Annotated in this window: 13 protein-coding genes; 4 read left to right on the forward strand and 9 right to left on the reverse strand. The window is 75.3% G+C overall.

The genetic code is table 11. From position 1 onward, the window contains the following. Positions 1–20: 20 nt before the first annotated feature. The 3 genes from ABZ576_RS09220 to ABZ576_RS09230 all read right to left on the reverse strand — a co-directional run bounded on the left by ABZ576_RS09220 (position 21) and on the right by ABZ576_RS09230 (position 4,704). On the reverse strand, positions 21–524 hold the full coding sequence (locus tag ABZ576_RS09220; protein ID WP_360737862.1) for a metallophosphoesterase: 504 nt from the start codon (positions 522–524) through the stop codon (positions 21–23). Between the two features lie 9 nt (positions 525–533). Further along, positions 534–1,544 carry an SDR family oxidoreductase gene (locus ABZ576_RS09225; protein ID WP_360737864.1) on the reverse strand — a complete coding sequence of 337 codons (1,011 nt, stop codon included), beginning with the start codon at positions 1,542–1,544 and terminating at the stop codon, positions 534–536. A 109-nt stretch (positions 1,545–1,653) separates the two neighbouring features. Beyond that, positions 1,654–4,704: an FAD-linked oxidase C-terminal domain-containing protein gene (locus tag ABZ576_RS09230; RefSeq protein ID WP_360737867.1), complete on the reverse strand. Its 3,051-nt coding sequence runs from the start codon at positions 4,702–4,704 to the stop codon at positions 1,654–1,656. Between the two features lie 124 nt (positions 4,705–4,828). On the opposite strand from ABZ576_RS09230, the gene ABZ576_RS09235 reads away from it, so the two are divergent. Both ABZ576_RS09235 and ABZ576_RS09240 read left to right on the forward strand, forming a co-directional pair. Further along, the gene (locus tag ABZ576_RS09235) at positions 4,829–5,266 is read left to right on the forward strand and encodes a MarR family transcriptional regulator (RefSeq protein ID WP_360737870.1); all 438 of its coding nucleotides are present in this window, start codon (positions 4,829–4,831) and stop codon (positions 5,264–5,266) included. A 98-nt stretch (positions 5,267–5,364) separates the two neighbouring features. Then, the gene (locus ABZ576_RS09240; RefSeq protein WP_360737872.1) at positions 5,365–5,949 is read left to right on the forward strand and encodes an isochorismatase family protein; all 585 of its coding nucleotides are present in this window, start codon (positions 5,365–5,367) and stop codon (positions 5,947–5,949) included. A gap of 191 nt (positions 5,950–6,140) precedes the next feature. On the opposite strand, the gene ABZ576_RS09245 is transcribed toward ABZ576_RS09240, so the two are convergent. The 3 genes from ABZ576_RS09245 to ABZ576_RS09255 all read right to left on the reverse strand — a co-directional run bounded on the left by ABZ576_RS09245 (position 6,141) and on the right by ABZ576_RS09255 (position 9,602). Continuing rightward, positions 6,141–6,509, reverse strand: coding sequence for a DUF6479 family protein (locus tag ABZ576_RS09245; protein WP_360737874.1), 369 nt, complete (start codon positions 6,507–6,509; stop codon positions 6,141–6,143). Between the two features lie 254 nt (positions 6,510–6,763). Next, positions 6,764–7,036 carry a hypothetical protein gene (locus ABZ576_RS09250; RefSeq protein WP_360737876.1) on the reverse strand — a complete coding sequence of 91 codons (273 nt, stop codon included), beginning with the start codon at positions 7,034–7,036 and terminating at the stop codon, positions 6,764–6,766. A 130-nt stretch (positions 7,037–7,166) separates the two neighbouring features. Further along, positions 7,167–9,602: a SpoIIE family protein phosphatase gene (locus ABZ576_RS09255; protein ID WP_360737879.1), complete on the reverse strand. Its 2,436-nt coding sequence runs from the start codon at positions 9,600–9,602 to the stop codon at positions 7,167–7,169. A gap of 323 nt (positions 9,603–9,925) precedes the next feature. Between ABZ576_RS09255 and ABZ576_RS09260 the strand changes: the two genes are divergently transcribed. Together ABZ576_RS09260 and ABZ576_RS09265 are read left to right on the forward strand one after the other, a co-directional pair. Continuing rightward, a complete protein-coding gene (locus tag ABZ576_RS09260; protein WP_360737881.1) occupies positions 9,926–13,966 on the forward strand; it encodes a GTPase in 4,041 nt (1,346 codons plus the stop codon). After that, positions 13,963–15,813 (forward strand): GTPase domain-containing protein, encoded by a 1,851-nt coding sequence (locus tag ABZ576_RS09265; RefSeq protein WP_360737883.1) that lies wholly within the window; start codon positions 13,963–13,965, stop codon positions 15,811–15,813. Before ABZ576_RS09260 ends, ABZ576_RS09265 begins: the two co-directional genes overlap by 4 nt. A gap of 66 nt (positions 15,814–15,879) precedes the next feature. On the opposite strand, the gene ABZ576_RS09270 is transcribed toward ABZ576_RS09265, so the two are convergent. The 3 genes from ABZ576_RS09270 to ABZ576_RS09280 form a co-directional block, all read right to left on the reverse strand. Next, positions 15,880–17,133 (reverse strand): MFS transporter, encoded by a 1,254-nt coding sequence (locus ABZ576_RS09270; protein WP_360737885.1) that lies wholly within the window; start codon positions 17,131–17,133, stop codon positions 15,880–15,882. Further along, the gene (locus ABZ576_RS09275) at positions 17,130–17,783 is read right to left on the reverse strand and encodes a GNAT family N-acetyltransferase (protein ID WP_360737887.1); all 654 of its coding nucleotides are present in this window, start codon (positions 17,781–17,783) and stop codon (positions 17,130–17,132) included. The genes ABZ576_RS09270 and ABZ576_RS09275 overlap by 4 nt, the downstream gene beginning before the upstream one ends. Positions 17,784–17,940: 157 nt before the next feature. After that, positions 17,941–18,144, reverse strand: coding sequence for an MbtH family NRPS accessory protein (locus tag ABZ576_RS09280; protein ID WP_067045059.1), 204 nt, complete (start codon positions 18,142–18,144; stop codon positions 17,941–17,943). Positions 18,145–18,260: the final 116 nt, after the last annotated feature.

Genomic DNA, 18,260 nt, shown 5'->3' on the forward strand with positions numbered 1-18,260 from the left:
CGGCATACTCGCACGACTGATCAGCGGCGCCGGGGCAGGCGGTGCAGCGTCACGTCGGTGAGTGCGGCGCCGGCCACCGTCGCCGTGAGGTAGGTGCAGTGCGGCTGGCGGCGGCGGTCGGTCGGGGAGCCCGGATTGAGCAGGCGCAGGCCCCCGGGGGCCGTGGTGTCCCAGGGGATGTGGCTGTGCCCGAAGACCAGCACGTCCAGGTCGGGGAAGCGGGCGGCGCAGCGCGCCTCGCGGCCCTGGGCGGGGCCGGTCTCGTGGACGACGCCGAAGCGCAGGCCGCCCAGTTCGGCGTAGGCCACCTCGGGGAGCCGGGCGCGCAGCTCCGGGCCGTCGTTGTTGCCGTACACACCGATCAGCCGGCGGCTGCGGCTCTCCAGCAGGTCGAGGGTGGCGGTGTCGACCCAGTCCCCGGCGTGCAGGACCACGTCCGCATCGGGGAGTTCGGCGAGCAACTGCTCGGGGAGCCGCTTGGCCCGCTTGGGCAGGTGCGTGTCGGACACGAGGAGGAGGCGCACCGCGTCAGCCTATGCGGCTCGCCCGGTGACGCGGCGCAGGCCGCGTACCGTGCCCAGCAGGGCGGCGCCCGCGCCGAGGGCGGTGGCCGCGGGGTGCCGGACCAGCGTCTCCTGCCAGGAGCGGGCGTGCGCCCTGTCGTCGAAGGAGCCGTGGGCGCCCTGGTCGTCGGCGGGTTCCCGGTCGGCCGGTGCGAAGAGGTTGTCCTCACCGGCGGGCGGGACGCGGTCGGTCTGCTGGGAGTCGAAGCCGGTGCGGGCCAGGTAGCGGTCGAGGAGGGCCGGGGCGAACCGGTTCGCCCAGAGGGTGGCCACGGTGGTGGCTCCGACGTAGTACTGCTTGCGCCGCGGGTGGTCGGCGGCGTACAGCACGCCGCGCGCGGCGACCTCGGGCTGGTAGAACGGCGCGACCGGCATCGGGTGCCGGGACAGCCGGGAGCGGACCCATTCGAACTGGGGGGTGTTGACGCCGGGCAGCTGGGCGACGGTGACGTGCACGTTGCTGCCGCGGTGCAGCAGTTCCGTGCGCAGGGAGGAGGTGAAGCCGTTGATGGCGTGCTTGGCGCCGCAGTACACCGACTGGAGCGGCACCGACCGCTCCCCGAGCGCGGAGCCGACCTGCACGATCGTCCCCCGGTCGCGGGGCAGCATCCGCCGCAGCGCGGTGCGGGTGCCGTTGACGAAGCCCAGGTAGGTCACCTCCGTGGCCCGCTTGAACTCCTCGGGGGTGATCTCCTCGAACGGCGCGAAGACCGTGGAGAACGCGCAGTTGATCCAGACGTCGACCGGGCCGAACGCCTTCTCCGCGGCCTCGGCGGCGGCCTCCAGCCGAGCCGGGTCGGCCACGTCGGCCACCTGCACCAGGGGCCGTCCGCCGAGCGCCGCGACCTCGTCGGCCGCCGCCTCCAGACCGCCCTCGCCGCGCGCGATGAGGACGACGTCGGCGCCGCGCCGGGCGTACAGGCGTGCGGTGGCACGGCCGATGCCGGCGCTGGCGCCGGTGATGACGACGGTGGGGGGCATGGTCCTCTCTCCTCCCGCGTACGCGGTGTCCGTCCTTCCACCCGGCTCATGTCCGGGTGGACCGTTCCGCCCTGCTCGTTCCACTTCCACGGCCGGCTGGTCGCTCAGGTCACCTCCTCGGCTGCCGCAGGCCGCCCACGATGCCCACGGCACCCACGGCGCCCAGGGCGACGGCGGCGGAGGCGGCCGTCGCCCAGCGGACCGTCCGGGACGGCCGGGCGGGCCGGGTGGCCAGTCGCTCGGGATGGTCGCCGGGCAGGGCGCCGTCGAGGGCGAGGGCCAGCACTTCGGCGAGGTGCAGGGCGCGGCGGCCGGTGCCGCCGTGCTCGATCTGGGTGCGGCAGCTGAAGCCGTCGGCGAGGACCAGGCTGTCCGGGGCGGCGGCGCGTACGGCGGGCAGGACGCCCTGCTCCGCGACGGCCATGGACACCTCGTGGTGGCCGCGTTCGAAGCCGAAGTTGCCGGCCAGGCCGCAGCAGCCCTCGTCGAGCACCTCGGCGTCGAGGTGGGCGCGGCGCATCAGTTCGCGGTCGGCGTCGGACTTCATGACGGCGTGCTGGTGGCAGTGGGTCTGCACGGTCGCCCGCCGGCCGAGCCGCGGGGGCCGCCAGTCGTCGGGGGCGTGGTGGACGAGCTGTTCGGCGAAGGTGCGGGTCTGCCCGGCGAGCCGCTCCGCGTCCTGGTCGCCGGGCAGCAGCTCCCGGGCGTCCGCGCGGAACACGGCGGTGCAGGAGGGTTCCAGGCCGATCACCGGGGTGCCGGCCTCCAGGTAGGGGCGCAGCACGCCGAGGGTGTGGCGCAACACCTTCTTCGCCATGGGCAGTTGCCCGGTGGAGATCCAGGTGAGGCCGCAGCAGACCGGCCGGGTGGGGACGGCGACCCGGAAGCCGGCGTCCTCCAGGACCCGCACGGCCGACTTCGCGATCGAGGGGTGGAAGTAGGTGCTGAAGGTGTCGGGCCACAGCACGACGGTGCGCGGGTCGGCCGGGTCGGGCTCGTCCCGGCCGCGCGCCCGCCACCACCGCAGGAAGGACTCCTCGGCGAACACCGGTGCCGGGCGGGCGCCGTCGACACCGGCCAGCCGCTTGCCCGCGCGGGCCAGGACGGGCGCGTGCAGGGCCGAGTTGACCAGGGAGGGGGCGAGGGCGCCCAGGCGCGCCCACACCGGCAGCCAGCCCATGGAGTAGTGGGCGGCGGGGCGCAGGCGGCGGGCGTAGTGGTGGGAGAGGAACTCCGCCTTGAGGGTGGCCATGTCGACGCCGGTCGGGCAGTCGGACTTGCAGCCCTTGCAGGCCAGGCAGAGGTCCAGGGCGTCGCGTACGGCGGTGGAGCGCCAGCCGTCCTCGATCGCGGAGTCGGCGTGCCCGCCGAGCATCTCGAACAGCAGCCGGGCCCGGCCGCGGGTCGAGTGCTCCTCCTCCCTCGTGGCCCGGTACGAGGGGCACATCACGCCGCCGGAGTGGCTGCGGCAGTTGCCGATGCCGACGCAGCGCATCACCGCGCGGTGGAAGGAGTGGTCGTCCTCGGGGAAGCCGAAGTGGGTGGCGGGGGTGGCCGGCCGCCAGCCGGGACCGAGCCGCAGCTGCCCGTCGACCGGGTCGGGGTGGACGACCTTGCCGGGGTTCATCCGGTTGCCCGGGTCGAAGAGCGCCTTCAGCTCGCCGAACGCGGTGACGAGCCGCTCACCGAACATCCGGGTGAGCAGTTCGCCCCGGGCCTGGCCGTCGCCGTGCTCGCCGGAGAGGGAGCCGCCGTAGGAGGCGACGAGGTCGGCCGCGCGTTCCAGGAACCGCCGGAAGCCGGCCACGCCCTCGGCGGTCCTCAGCCCGAAGGGGATGCGGGTGTGGACGCAGCCCTGCCCGAAGTGCCCGTAGAGGGACGGGTGGTCGTAGTCGAACTCCTCGAACAGCCGCTTGAGGTCGCGCAGGTAGTCGCCGAGCCGTTCGGGCGGTACGGCGGAGTCCTCCCAGCCCTCCCAGGTCTCGCGCTCGTCCGGCGGGCGGGCGGTCACGCCGAGCCCGGCCTCGCGGGCCCTGAGCATCTTCTGCTCGCGGGCGGGGTCGTCGGAGAAGGCGACGTCCGCGTCCTTCTCGTCCCGGCCGATGGCGCGCAGCAGCGCGTGCGCCTGTTCGTCGACGTCGTCCCGGCTGTCCCCGCCGTACTGCACCATCAGCCAGCTGCCGCCCTCGGGCAGGATGTCCAGCGAGTCCAGGTAGGCGCCTTCCGCGCGCATCAGCTGGGCCATGCGCCCGTCCAGGGCCTCCAGCTGGGTGGGCGAGCAGTGCTCCAGCAGGCGGGGCACGTCGTCGGCGGCGGCGCAGATGTCGTCGTAGCCGAGGACCAGCAGGGACCGGTACGGCGGCACGGGCACGAGGTCGAGTTCGGCGTGCAGGACCGTGACGAGGGTGCCCTCGCTTCCGACGAGCGCCTTGGCGACGTCGAAGCCGTTCTCGGGCAGCAGCGAGTCCAGGTTGTAGCCGGAGACGCGGCGGGGGATCCGGGCGAAGCCGCGGCGGATGTCGGCCAGGTACTCGCCGGCGATGCGGTCGAGGCCGGTGTAGAGCTCGGCGAGCCGGCCGCCGCCCGCGGTGATCCGGGCGCGTTCGTCGGGCGGGGTGGGGCCGACCCAGGCGCGCAGGCCGTCGTAGGTGAGGATCTCCAGGCGGCGGACGTTGTCGACGGTCTTGCCGTACGCCTGGGCGGAGGCGCCGCAGGAGTTGTTGCCGATCATGCCGCCGAGCGCGCAGTGGCTGTGGGTGGACGGTTTCGGGCCGAACTGCAGCCCGTGGCGGGCGAGTCGGCGGTTGAGTTCGTCCAGGACGATGCCGGGCTCCACCACGCAGGTGCGTGCCTCGGGGTCGACGGAGAGCACCCTCGTGCAGTACTTGCTCCAGTCGATCACCACCGCCGTGTTGGCCGACTGGCCGGCCAGGCTGGTGCCGCCGCCGCGGGAGAGCACGGGGGCGTCGAAGCGGGCGCACACCGACAGCGCCCGCGCCCCCGCCTCGACGGTGCGGGGGACGACGACGCCCAGCGGGACCTGCCGGTAGTTCGAACCGTCCGTGGCGTAGGCGCCGCGGCTGCCCGCGTCGAAGCGGACTTCGCCGTCCACCTCGGCGCGGAGGGCCGCCTCCAGGCCGGACATGTCCGGAGGGGTCATCTGGGCTCCTTGGTTCACCGACGTACCGCGCTGTCCGAGGGCGGGCGAGTACCCGGCAAACAGTCAGCCAAAACTGAACAGTTCGAACTGGACAGTGTGGCCTGTCGGTCGTAAGGTGGCGGTCATGGCCGACATCTCCGATTCCGCCACCCGCGCCGCGCGTGACCTGCGCGTGGTCTTCAGCCGGCTGCGGCGCCGCATCCGGGAGGTGGCGCAGGACGCCGACCTCAGCCCCTCGCAGGAGTCGGCGCTCACTCTCGTCGGCAAGCACGGCGCGGCCACCGCCAGCGCGCTCGCCGCCGCCGAGGGGGTGCGTCCGCAGTCCATGGCGACCACGCTGACCGCGCTGGAGCGGCACGCGCTGATCCGCCGCGCTCCCGACCCCGACGACGGCCGCCGCCAGCTGGTCACCCTGACCGACGCCGGCCGGGCCCGCGTGGCGGGCAACCGGCAGGTCCGCGAGGAGTGGCTGGCCCGGGCCTTCCAGGACCGCTACACCGAGGAGGAGCGGCGGACGGTCCTCGCGGCACTGGAACTGCTGGAACGGCTGTCGCAGCCGTGACAGCCGGGCCCACCGGGCACCTCGCCCACGGCATGTGCTCCTCCCCCGCCCGGCCGTGACCCCGGCCGGCCGACCCCTTCGAAAGGCCTGACCCCCGCATGGCGCTCAGCACGCTCGATCCCCGTACCGCCCTCGTCGCCGTCGACCTCCAGAACGGCATCGTGGCCATGCCCACCCGGCCGTACCCCGGCCCGGACGTCGTCTCCCGCACCGCGGAACTCGCCGGTGCCTTCCGCGCCCACGGACTGCCCGTGGTCCTGGTCCGGGTCTCCTTCGCGCCCGACGGGGCCGACGCCGTCCCCGGCCGCACCGAGCGGGGGCCACGCGGGCTCGCCTTCCCCGAGGGCTGGGACGCCATCGTCGACGAACTGTCCGGGCACCCCGGCGACATCCGTGTCACCAAGCACAACTGGAGCGCCTTCCACGGCACCGGCCTCGACGTCCAGCTGCGCCGCCGGGGCGTCACGCAGATCGTGCTGACCGGGATCGCCACCAGCATCGGCGTGGAGTCCACCGCCCGGGACGCCTACGCCCACGGCTACCACGTCACCCTCGCCACGGACGCGATGGCCGACGCCGACGGCGAGGCGCACGCCAACAGCGTCGAGCGGATCTTCCCGCGGCTCGGGGAGACCGGCACGACCGCCGAGATCGTGGAACTGCTCGCCAGGAGCCGCCCCTGACGCGCCCGATCCGGCCCGCTGGACGGGCCGGATCGGAGTGTCGTGCGTCTGCGCGGCGAGGCCGCCGGTACGGCAAGGCGCCGGTACGGCAAGGCGCCGGTACGGGAAGGTGCCGGGCGATCCGTGCGCGACCGGTCCCCGGTCCGCGGAGCCGGCGAACACCGTGTGCCGCCGCGGAGGCCGGCACCGGGTCAGGTCCGGCCGCCGCCCCCGCCGCCGAACGAGCCGCTGGAGCCCGGCGACCAGCGGGCGCGGCGCTGGTCGTCGGCGCGCTTGGTGCCGGCGTTGCCGAGCTGGTGGGGGGTGAGGCGTTCGCTCTCGTCGGCGGCCCGGGGCACCTCGTCGGGCTCGCGGACCTCGCGGGTCTCGTGGACCGGGCCGGACGGCGGCATCGTGGGCTGCTCGTCGGGCCGCGGCGGTGCGGGTTCACGCTCACGCACCCTGATGCCCAGCCGGAAAGCCCAGATCAGTCCCGCGACGCAGGCCACTCCGGCGATCAGGATGAGGACGTATCCGAAGACCTGGACGCCCGCGGCCGCTTGGTACATGGCAGTGTTCATGAACGCCGGGTACCCGGCGTTGCCCGGCGGATGCGCGCCGGCGCGACGACGGGCGTCCGGGGCGGCCCGGGGACGACCGGAGCGACCACGGACGGTCCGACGCCGTCGGCGCAGCTCACCGCGGGCCGGCACCGCCCGGCGCGGCACGGCACGGTACCGCGCGGCGCGCTCCAGGGCGGGCCGGCGCGGTCCGGTGCCGGGTCGCTCGTGTGGGTCAGTCCCGCGGCGTCGGTCCTACGGGTCGGTCCTGCGGGTCAGTCCTCCTCCTCCGCCGCCGCGCGGGCCACCTCCGCCTCGATCTCGGGCCGGGGCCGGCCCGTCTGCCGGGCGTACTCGCTCACCGCCGTCTGGAGATCGCGGGCCAGATCCCGCCAGGCGCGCAGGGCGGTCTCGTACGTGCCCGACTGGGCTCCGGTCATCCGCCGCTCGGCCGGCGGGCCGTAGGCGTCCCGCAGGTCCCGGACCTGGGCATGGGCGGCCTCGGCCGCGCGCTGCTTGGCGACGAGTTCTTCGAAGGTGTGCGACACGCCAACCGACCCTAGGCACATCCGGCGCGCAGGCCCAGGGCGACCTGCCGTGCGCGGCCGCGGGCGCACCCGAGTGGCGGTCGGCCGGCGGGCCGGCGGACAGCCCCCGGCCGGCGGTTCAGTGGAGGGCTCAGCCGGTGGGGAGGTCCGCCCAGACCTGTTTGCCACCGCTGACCGGTACGGTCCCCCAGGCGTCGGAGACGGCCTCCACCAGGAGGATGCCCCGGCCGCCGGTGGCCTCCCAGCCGATGCTGGTGGGTTTGACGGGACTGCGCGGGGAGGTGTCCGCCACGGCGAGCCGCAACCGGTGGTTGATCAGGCTGAGATCGAGGCGGACCGGGCCACCGGTGTGCACCAGGGCGTTGGTGACCAGTTCGGAGACGACGAGGAGCGCGGCGTCGAGGGCGTCCTGGGAGACCCCCCAGACGCGCAGGGTGCGCCGGGTGAAGCGGCGGGCGTGCCGGACCGCCTCCGGCACCCGCCACACCGTCCAGCTCTCCCGCAGCGGCCGTACCGCCATGCCGTCGTAGCGCACCAGCAGCAGGGCCACGTCGTCGCCGCGGTGGGCGCCGCTGAGCAGCGTGTCGGCGACCAGCCCGAGATGGGCGGGGTCGGCGGCGGCCAGCTCGCGGGCCAGCCGCTCCATACCGGCGTCCAGGTCGGCTTCGGCGGACTCCACCAGGCCGTCGGTGGTCAGCGCGAGCACCGTGCCGGGCTGGAGCCGCAGCGGGGTGATCGGGAACTCGGCCTGCGCGAGCACGCCGAGCGGCGGGCCGCCCTCCGCCTGAACGATCTCGGCGGTGCCGTCCGGGTGCCGCAGCACCGGCTGGAGGTGCCCGGCCCGCACGCACCAGGCGGTGCCCTGCTCCACGTCGACGTCGACGTAGGCGCAGGTGGCGAAGAGGTCGGTCTCCATCTCCAGCAGCAGCCGGTTGGCGTGGGCGACCACCACGTCCGGGGTGTGCCCCTCGGTGGCGTAGGCGCGCAGCGCGGTGCGCATCTGGCCCATGAGGGTGGCGGCACCCGCGTTGTGGCCCTGGACGTCGCCGATGACGAGGGCGACGTGGTTGTCGGCGAGCGGGATCACGTCGTACCAGTCGCCGCCCACCTCCAGGCCGGCCGTGGTGGGCAGGTAGCGGGCGACGGCGACCGCGCCGGGCAGCCGGGGCAGGCGGCGGGGCAGCAGGGTGCGCTGGAGCATGCCGACGAGCTCGTGCTCGGCGTCGAAGGCGTGCGCGCGCAGCAGGGCCTGGCCGGTGAGGCCGGCGCAGGCGGTGAGCAGGGCGCGTTCGTCGGGGCCGAAATCGCGCGGGCGGTCCCAGCCGATCAGACAGGCGCCGGCCATGCGGCCGCCGGCGGGCAGCGGCAGCACGGCGAGGCCGCCGGGGCCGACCTCGGCGAGGGCGGGTTCCAGCGGGCTGCCCGCGGGCCAGATCCGGGCGCGGCCCTCGCGCAGCGCGGCCGACAGGGTGGGCATGGCGCGCACCGGCGCGTCGGGCCACTCGGTGCGCCATTCGCTGCGCCACACCTCGGGCCAGGCCTCGGGGGCGGGCGGGTCGAGGACGGTGACGACCAGCCGGTCGTTCTCCAGCTCGGCCAGCGCGATCCGGTCGGCCTGGAGCGGTCGCCGCAGGGCGGCCACGACGGCCTGGCCCACGTCCTTCACGGTGCCGGCGGTGGCGAGGGCGGCGGCCAGCCGCTGTACCCGGGCGACGTCGGTGACGTCGGAGCGCAGGGTGGAGGCGTCGGCGACGGTGCCGACGAGCCGGGCGGGACGCCCCTCGCCGCCGGGCACCAGCCGGCCGCGCAGCCGCAGCCACTTGGGCGCGCCGGTGGGCTGGAGGATGCGGAACTCCAGCTCGCGGTCGCCGATGGACATGTGATCGGCCTCGACCACGGACATCAGCGCGGGCAGGTCCTCGGGCACCGCGTGGCCGAGCAGCGTGTCCACACGGCCGTCGAAGTCGTTCCGGGGGATCCCGAACAGGCGCAGGATCGCGTCGCCGACCTCCACCCGGCCGGTGTCCATGGCCAGGCTGAAGGCGTCCTCGCGCAGCTCGCCGGTGTCACCGGCGGCGCCCGGGACGGGTACGGCGACCGCGCGGGCGATCAGCTCCAGACAGGCCCGGTCGTCGGTGCCGAAGCCGCCGGGGTGTTCGCAGACGGCCAGCAGACAGCCGCCGTGGCCGAGCGGCAGGGCGGCCAGGGAGAAGTCCGGGGACGGGGTGCGGCGCGCGTCCGGGAAGCCGGCGAGCTCGTCGGGGCCGCACCAGCGCGGCCGGCCGGTGCGGTGGGCCTCGGCGACCGGGGAGGCTCCGGAGGCCGGGTAGCCGTCCCGCAGCCCGTACAGGGTGCGGGGCAGCCCGGCGGACTCGGCGAGGCGGAGCAGCGCGGGGTCGTCACCGGGCGTGTACACCCCGGCGAACGACGCCCCGGCGAAGACCAGGGCCTGCTCCAGGACCCGGCGGAGCCGGTCGGCGGTGGCCGGGGTCGCCGTCAGCGACGCGAGGGCGGCTTCGGCACGCTCCGCCCTCGTTCTGCTGATCGCAGCGCCCTCATAGACCACGTCGCCATTACAGCGCGTGTGAGCCGCCCGCGCAGCCCCTGTGCACGGCGCCGGGGGGCGTCTCGTCGATCAGGCCGGATCAGGGGGCGGACACAGCACGACGGCCACACCAAGTAGCCATCGCCTACACGCAGGACTCCGCCGGACGGCGACGGCGTCAACGCGAAACCGGCCGAACCGCGTGTACCCCGGAGCGCGGGCGTTGTCCAGCAGTTCGCATATATGTCGAAAAAGCCTGTCGCGGGGGTCGTTTTTCTGCCACGCTTGCCCCGCACCGCCCGGCCTTCGGGGTGACGGGCGGGTACGGAGCTGGGGAGGCTCTGGTGGGGGCGGAGAAGCTGGAAAGCGCTGTCGCGGAGGCGATCGAACGGAGCCGTCCGGTCGCGGCGCGGCTGCGACGCGAGATCGACGGGCTCGTCGGCGGGCTCATGCAGGGCGTCGGGCGTGCATCGTCCGGCGCGGCGGCGGCCTCCGGCGCGTCGGACCCGCCCGGTCCCGACGCGCTCCGCGCGTACGCCGACGATGCGGTACGGGCAGTCGTCCGCGAATTGACCGAGCTGACGGAGCGCCGGCTCGGTGACGGACTCGAAACGTTCAACCTCGTCCTCTTCGGCCGCACCGGCACCGGCAAGAGCAGCCTGAGGGAGGCGCTGACCCAGGGGTGCGGCGATTCGATCTCCCCTGACGGCGCGTCCGACTGGACGACCGACGTCGCTGCGGGCCAGTGGCGCGGCTGCCGCGTCGCGGACACCCCGGGCACCAACGGCTGGGGGCGGACGAAGTCCCGCAACCAACTGGAGGACACCGCCCGCGAGGCACTGGTCTCCGCCGACGTGGTGATCCTCTGCTTCGACAGCCAGAGCCAGCAGGAGGGGGAGTTCGCCAAGGTGGCCGACTGGATCGCCGACTACGGCAAGCCGGTGGTCGCCGTCCTCAACAACCGCAGCTCGATGTGGCGTTTCCCCACCCGGGTGCCGCAGCAGGAAATCCGTCGCAGGCTCTCCCGCTCCGTCGCCGAGCACGCCGAGAACATCCGGGACGAACTCGCCCGGATCGGCCTGCACGACGTCCCGGTCGTGGCCCTCAACACCAAGCGGGCGGTGTTCGCCCGCGCCGCCCTGCCCTACCAGGGGCCCGACGCCGACAGCCTGTCCAGGCACCGGGCCGAGGCGGGGTCCACCGACGTCCTCCTCGACTGGTCGAACCTGCCGGCCCTCGAATCGCTGCTCGCCACGGCCCTCGGCCGGGACGCGGTCGGTCTGCGGCTCGGCGCGCTGGTGTCCCAGGTCGGCGGGGCCTGCCGGAACGCGGACGACAGCCTCCGGGTGCACGTCGAGGAGCCCGCCCTCCGGCTCGCCGAGCAGACCGAGATCGGCATCGAACGGATGCTGACGGTCCTGGGCTCACCGGAGTCGGCCTTCCCGGACCGCGACCCCGCGGCGGGCACGGAGGCGGGATCCGCTGCCGCGGGCGGCCGACCGGAACATGACCCCGGCCGGGCCGACGGGGGTCTGTGCGCCGCCCTGGCCGAGCTGGAGCGCATGCGCGCAGGACGCTTCGAGGCACCCCCGACGGGGGAGTTCGAGCGGTACGCCGACCACGCGATCCGCGCGGCACTGGCCCCGGTGCGGGACGCTGCCCAGCGGCGCGCCGACGACGTCGTCGACCGGGCCATGGCGCGCAGGGAGGTGGTGCCGGACCGGGTGTTCGCCCAGCGGGTCTTCGACACCGCGGAGATCGAGGACGCCCTGCAGGGGGCGCTGCGGGCGAGCGCCGCACACCTGCGGCGCCGGGTCGGCCTCGTCGTCGAGGACGCCGCGGCGGACCTGGCCGCGGTCGCGGCCGAGCGGGCCCGGGTGGAGGGCCGGGCCGGGCGGCTGCTCCGCGGCGTGAGCATCGCCGCCGGTGTCGGCGGAGCGGCCGCGGGGATCGGCAGCGCCGCCATGGCGGCCCTCGTCGCCGCCAACATCTGGAACCCGGTCGGCTGGACCGTCGGCGGCATCCTGCTCGCGGGGGCCGCCGCCGGCCTGATCGGGCGGGCGTTCAGCGGCTGGAGCCGCCGCCGTGCCCGCCGGCGCCAGGAGGAGGCGCTGGCACGCGCCCGCGCCGACGCCCGCAAGGCCGTGGCCGCGACCTTCGAGGGGGCTCGCACGGCGGCCGCCGCGCGGGCGGGCGAGCTGGTCCGCCGGGCCCTCGCCGAACAGGTCGGCGCCGCCGTACGACAGGGCGTGGAACTGCGCCGCGTCGCCGAGTTCGCCGCGCACCGCCGGGAGCTGCTGCGGAATGCGGCCGCGGGTCTGCCGGACCCCGTCGACCCGGCGGCAGTACTGCGCGAGACCGCCGTCGCGTGCGAGGCCGCCACCGGCCTCGCCGGGAACGCGGCGGCCGCGCACCTGTGGCTCGGCGAGTCCTGGTGTGCCGGGAAGCCGGGCACCGGACAGGCACCCTCGCCGCCGTCCGAACCGGCGCGGCCCCTGCCCCAGCCCGGGTTCCTGGAGTGGACGCGAAGGGCAGCCGGGGGGCCGTTCGCCGTGCCGGCCCCCGGATCGGGCCGGCGCTGGCTGCGGGAGACCCGCCGCCTGCTGCGCCGGCGTACCGCCGGATCCGGTGGCCCCGGCCCGGCGGCCGAGGACACCGGGGCGGCGGAAGCCGCTGCCGCCGTCGACGTCGCATGCGACGAGGTGCTGGCACAGCTCGGCGGGCTCGCGGCCGACGCCCGGCCCCGGGTCCTGGTGTGCGGGGACTACAACACCGGGAAGTCCTCCTTCATCCGGCGCCTGCTGGTCGACACCGAGACGGATCCGGATGAACTCCCCGCCGTCGCCGCCGTACCGAAGACCGCCGAGCCGGCCTCGTACGAGATCGATGGCGTCGTGTTCGTCGACAGCCCCGGCTTCCAGAGCGGCCGGACGGCGCACCGTGCGGCGGCGCGGCGCGCGGTGCCGGACGCCGCCGCGGTCCTCTACCTGTTCTCGCCCAACCTGGTCGTGGGCCGGCACGACGACCTGGACCTCGTCCTCGACGGGGACCCGGAACGGCACCTGCCGGGAAAGCTCGACCGGACCGTCCTGATCGTCAACCGTTCCGACCAGATCGGCCCCGATCCGTTCGACGCGCCCGAGGAGTTCGCCCTGCGCTGCGCCCGCAAGCGCATGGAGCTCGCGCAGGCGCTGGAGCGGACGGCGCCGCCCGGTTCCGGGCGGCCGCCGGTCGACCCGGACCGCGTCGTGTGCGTGTCCGCCGACCCCTACGGCCTCCACGGCAGCCGCAGGGAGCACTTCGACCCGCACCGCCACTGGGACGGCGTGGACGTCCTCGCCGAGGCACTGGAGCAACTGCGGCCGGCTCTGGACGCGAACGGCGTCGACGTGTCCGTACTGCACGGCGGGCTCGCGCGGTTCGGCGCCGTGCTGCGGAACGCCGAGGCCGAGGAGCGTGTGGCGCGCGAACGGGCCGACCAGCTCGACCGGTTGCGCGCGGACGTCACGGACCGGCTCCGCGAGGGCCTCGCCATCCGGCAGGTACGGGCCGCGCGCCTCACCGACCTGGTGGCCGAGTTCCTCGACCGCGGACTGGGCAGGGCGCTGCGCAACGGCGACCCGGAGCGACGCAAGGTGCTCGCCGAGCGCCTCGACCGGTGGACGGAGGACCCGGACCTGCGGGCGGTCGTCGAGCAGTGGTGGGCCGAGTCGGCCGACGAGATCGCGGTATGGCGGCGGCGCACCGCCCACTCCTTCCGCCGCCGCCTGGAGTCCAAGGCGTTCGCCCGGACGTTCCCGGGGACCGGCGCCGTGGAGGCCCTCCGCTTCCTGAGCGGCCACCCGCGCCGCGAGCGCCGCAAGAAGGCCGCCCGCGGGTTCGGCCGGGCGGGGGCGCTGATCGGGAAGGCCGCCGACGGCCCGGTGATCGCCCGGGTGGCGACGTGGCTCGGCCGGAGCGTGGAGCCGGCCACGCTCGCGCGCGGGGCGGTGCTGATGGCCAGGGCGGGAATGGTCCTGCAAGCGGCCGGCAGCGCCGTCGACGTCTACACCCTGGTCCGCGATGTGAAGGACGAACAGGAACTGGCCCGGGGCCGGCTGGCGGTGTCGGTGGCCCTGCGGGAGTCCGGCGCCCGGTGGGCCGAGGTGATCACGGACGGAACCGGGGACGAACCGGGCCTGCTGTCCGGACTCGACGACGACTGCGCGGAACTGGCCGCCCGCGTCAAGGAGATCGACGCGCGCACGGCCGTGTACGCCCGGACCACGGACGGCCTCCGGGACAGGATCGGCGCCATCCGGGACGTGATCGCCGACGCGCTCGCCCACCTGGGCCACGAGCCCGTGGGCCACTCGGCACGACAGGACGAAGAGGGGGAGCGATGAGCGAGACCAAGACCCGGAACGGGACCGCGGCCTCGTCCGCCGACGGGGCGGAAAGCGGCGGCACCGCGGAGTGGACCGACCGGGTCCGCGCCGCGGTGCGCACCGTCGCCGGGCAGGGTGTCACCGACGAGGTCACGGCCCTGTGGGACGAGTTCCGGGACAGCCCGGCCGTGCGGGTGACCGTCTACGGCCCCTACGACTCCGGCAAGTCCAGCCTGGTCAAGCGCCTGCTGGTGGAGGACGGGACGGCGGTGCCGTCCTGGCTGACGATCGGTGCCCGCCCCGAGACCTTCGTCGTCGGGCGGGAGACCAGCGCCGGGCTCGAATACACCGACACCCCGGGCATCTCCGCCGGCCACCCCGAGCACGAGGCCGCCGCGGACAACGCGCTCGGCGTCACCGACGCGCTGCTCGTCGTGCTCCCGCCCCAGCTGGCCACCACCGGCGTGGAGCACATCCGCGCCGTGGCGACCGGCGCCCTCTTCGGGCCGAAGGCGTCGCGGCTCTTCCCGGCGGGCGCACTGCTGCTGGCGGTGGGGCGGATGGACGAGGCGGGCATCGACCCGCAGGACAACCCGGACGCGTACCGGCGGCTCTGCGCCCGCAAGCGCGACGAGCTGGTCCTGCTCCTGAGCCGCGACGCGGACGGCGGCCCGCCGCCGCAGGACGCTCCGGTCCACCTCGTCGCCGCCGACCCCTACGGTCTCGGCGTGTTCGACGGGCCGACCGGGGACTGGGACGGCATCGCCGGGCTCCGCGCGGACCTGGCCGCCCTCGTCGGCCGGCGCCCGGAGCTGCGCGCCGCCGCCGAGGTGCGGCTCTGGAGCCGGGTCGCGGCGCGGGCGCTGGACGAGGCCGCGACCGAACGGACGCAGACCCGGCTCGCGGCCGACGAGGCGCGCCGGGAACTGGCCCGGCTCGCCGCCGTCACCGAAGAGCTGGACGGCCTCGTCGGCGCCGCCCGCGCGGAGCTGCGGGCCTCGGTCCTCGACCTGCTCGGCTCCGCGGTCGAGAACCTGCACGGCGCGGACGAAGCCGCGGTCCGGGCCCAGGCGGAGAGCGGCCTCGGCAAGGTCCTGGCCGGGTGGTCCACCCGCTGGGGCGCCGAACTCGACCATCTGGTGCGGCGGACGGACACCGACCTGGCCGCGCGGGCCCAGCGCGCCGCCGCCACGGCGTTCCAGCGGTTCGTGGGCACGCTCACCGACCCGCCGGTCCGGCACACACCGCGGGCCGCGGCGAGGACCGGGGAGCGCAGTCTCGACGTCGTCCTGGGCGAGCTGCGCACTCATGTCCGCTGCGTGGTCCGCAGCCTCTACCAGAGCCACCTGGAGAAGAAGCTGGGCATGTCACTCGACCAGGCCGTGGCGGAGCTGGGACAGGTGGAGAGCCTCGCCGGCCAGCGGCGCAAGCTGAGTTACTACTTCCGCAGCGGTGTCGGGTTCGCCGACGCCAAGCACGTCGCGCAGGCGCAGGCCTCGCTCCGGCGGATGAAGGTGCTGGACGCGGTGCTTCCGTCCGTGCTCGAACTCGGCACCCTCGTCTTCCGCGAGATCCAGGAAGTGCGTCTGGAGGCCCGGGAGGCGGAGCGGCGCAGCGAACTGCGCGGCAGGATGGGCGAGACGGCCGAGACGATCGTGAACCGCGTGCTCGGAGACGGGGAGGACCGCCCGGACTTCGGCTGGACGACGGCGATCGCGCAGGTCCGGGCCGGTCTCGACGAACTGGCCCGGCCGCTGCGGACGATGACGGACGTCCTCGACGCGCGGGAGAAGGAGCTGGAGGCCGGCGCGGCCGAGCTGACCACCCTGCTGGAGCGGGCTCCGGCACGCGCGCACACGGCGTGATGCGCGCGGCTGGACGGAGTGGGCCCACACGCCCACCACCAGCCGGGACCACCACCTGACGAAGCACTACCGGGCGGCCACCGTCCGGATGCCCTTGCTGAGGGTGGCGGTCGTCGCGGCGACGACGACCAGTGCCGGGAAGACCAGCATGGCCGCCCCCGGGCTCCAGCGGGCCAGCAGGGCTCCGGCCAGGGCGGGGGCGAGCGCGGCGGCCGAGCCGGCGGCGAGGAGCACGCCGCTGACCACGCGTCCTTGGAGGTGGTCGGGTGTGACGGCGGCCTGGTGACCGAAGAGGGCCGCGTTCGCCGTGGGTCCGAGGAAGGCGGCGGCGGCCAGCGGTACGGCGGCCAGCACCGTGTCGGCGAGCAGGGTGCTGACGGCCATCAGCGCGGCGGTGACCCAGCACAGCAGCGTGAGCAGCACGGGCAGCCGCAGCCGCCGCTGGAGCGCCGGGGCCGCGAAGGCGCCGAGCAGGCCGCCCAGCGCGAAGACGGTGCCGGCGACGCCGACCAGGAACGGTGGGACACCGGCGCGGCGCAGCGCCAGGGTCATCGCGAACAGCATGCCGGTGAACGCCATGTTCAGGGGAGCGGCGATCACCAGCAGGGCGCGCAGGAACGGATGCCCCAGCAGGAAGCGCAGGCCCTCCGCGGCCGACGCGCCGGCCGGGGCCGCCGCCTCCCGCCGGGTTTCCTGGAGCGGTCTGCGGATGCGGAGGACGGCCACGAGCGAGAGCGCGAAGCTCAGCGCGTTGCCGAGGAAGGGCAGGGACCGGCCGATCCCGAACAGCAGGCCGCCGAGCGGCGGACCGGCCAGCGAGACGCCGTAGGTCCGTGCCTCGTTGCGGGCGACCGCCGAGGTGAGCTGGTCGAGGCCGACGAGACTGCGTACGGAGGCGTGCTCGGCGGTGCTGAAGACGGCGGTGGCGGCGGCGCCCACGACGACCACCGGGAGGATCACCGGCAGTCCGGCCGTGTCCGTCACGACGGCGATGCCGAGGAGGGCGTACACGGCGATCCGCAGGGCGTCGCAGGCGATCATGAGCCGGCGGCGGTCGAAGCGGTCGGCGAGGACGCCGGCCGGCAGCCGGCACACCAGGGTGGTGACGAGCCCGGCGGTGCCGACGAGTCCGGCCCGCGCCGGGGACCCGGTCTGCTGGAGAACCAGCAGCGGCAGCGCCAGGTCCACCATGGCACCGCCCAGGTCGGACAGGCACTGGCCGGTCCACAGGAGGGTGAAGTCCCGGTTGCGCCACAGGCTGGGCGCCGGTCCGGCGTCCGCCGTACCGGCCACTCCCCCGGAGAGCGGCGGCCGGGTCATACGGGGTCCTCGACGCCGGCGGCGGCCCCGGCCGGATCCCGGAGGGCGGTCGCGGCCGGATCCCGGGGGGCGGTCGCGGTCGTTTTCCCGGTGGCGGCCCCGGCCGGACTTCCGGTGGCGGTCGCGGCCGGATCCCCGGTGGTCGCCTCGCCGGTGGAGATGGCCAGCAGCTTGGTGACCGAGCCGTCGTCGGCCACCACGTCCCGGACGTGCCGGAAGCCCAGGCGGTCGCACATGGACAGGCTGGCGGTGTTCTCGGCGCCGACCATGCCGTAGACCTCGGTCAGTCCGAGGTTGTCGGCGGCGTGCCTGAGCAGGCCGCGTACCGCCTCGCCGCCCAGACCGCGTCCCCAGTAGCCGGGGGCGAGCGCGGTGACGAGTTCGTGGCCGTCGACGTTGCCGGTCGGCTTCACCTCGGCGTGGCCGACGTAGGTGCCCGACAGCCACAGGCCCCAGACGTCGAAGCGGCGCTGGGGGTAGACGTCGGTGAGGATGGCGCGGAACAGCTCGCGGATCTGGGGTTCGGGCACCAGTTCCTGGCCCATCCAGCGGCACACCTCCTCGTCGCGCAGCAGGCTGACGAAGACGTCCTCGTGCTCGGGCCGGTAGGGGAGGAACAGCAGGCGTCGGGTGCGCAGTTCGGGGGTCATGGCGGGCTCCTCGGGAGTGATGCGGTACGGCGGGGCCGAGGGCGGTGGGGCGCCGGGCGGCGGAGCGGGGGGTGGTGCGGGGGTGCAGGGGGTGCAGGGGAGGTGCCGGGCCGGCTCGGGTGCGGCCGGCCCGGCGTGCCGGTGGCGGTGACGCCGGTCAGGCGCCGGCGTTCTCCATGCGCTCGCGCAGGCTCTTCGGGCGCATGTCGGTCCAGACCTCGTCGACGTAGGCGGAGCACTCGGCCTCGGTGCCCTCCTTGCCGACGGGCTGCCAGCCGGCGGGCACCTCGATGTCGGCGGGCCAGAGCGAGTACTGCTCCTCGTCGTTGCGCAGCACCTGGTAGCGGGTGTTCTCGTCCATGTCGCTTTCCTTCGTGGTCGGTTGGGCGGGGAGGGGAACGGAAAGGGGCGGGCGGGTCGGGGCGCGGGGGGTGCGAGGGCCGTGCCGGGCGGACCGCCGGGACGGCGCCTCGCGGG

The organism is Streptomyces sp. NPDC013455, assembly GCF_040632975.1.
Classification (GTDB): Bacteria; Actinomycetota; Actinomycetes; order Streptomycetales; family Streptomycetaceae; genus Streptomyces.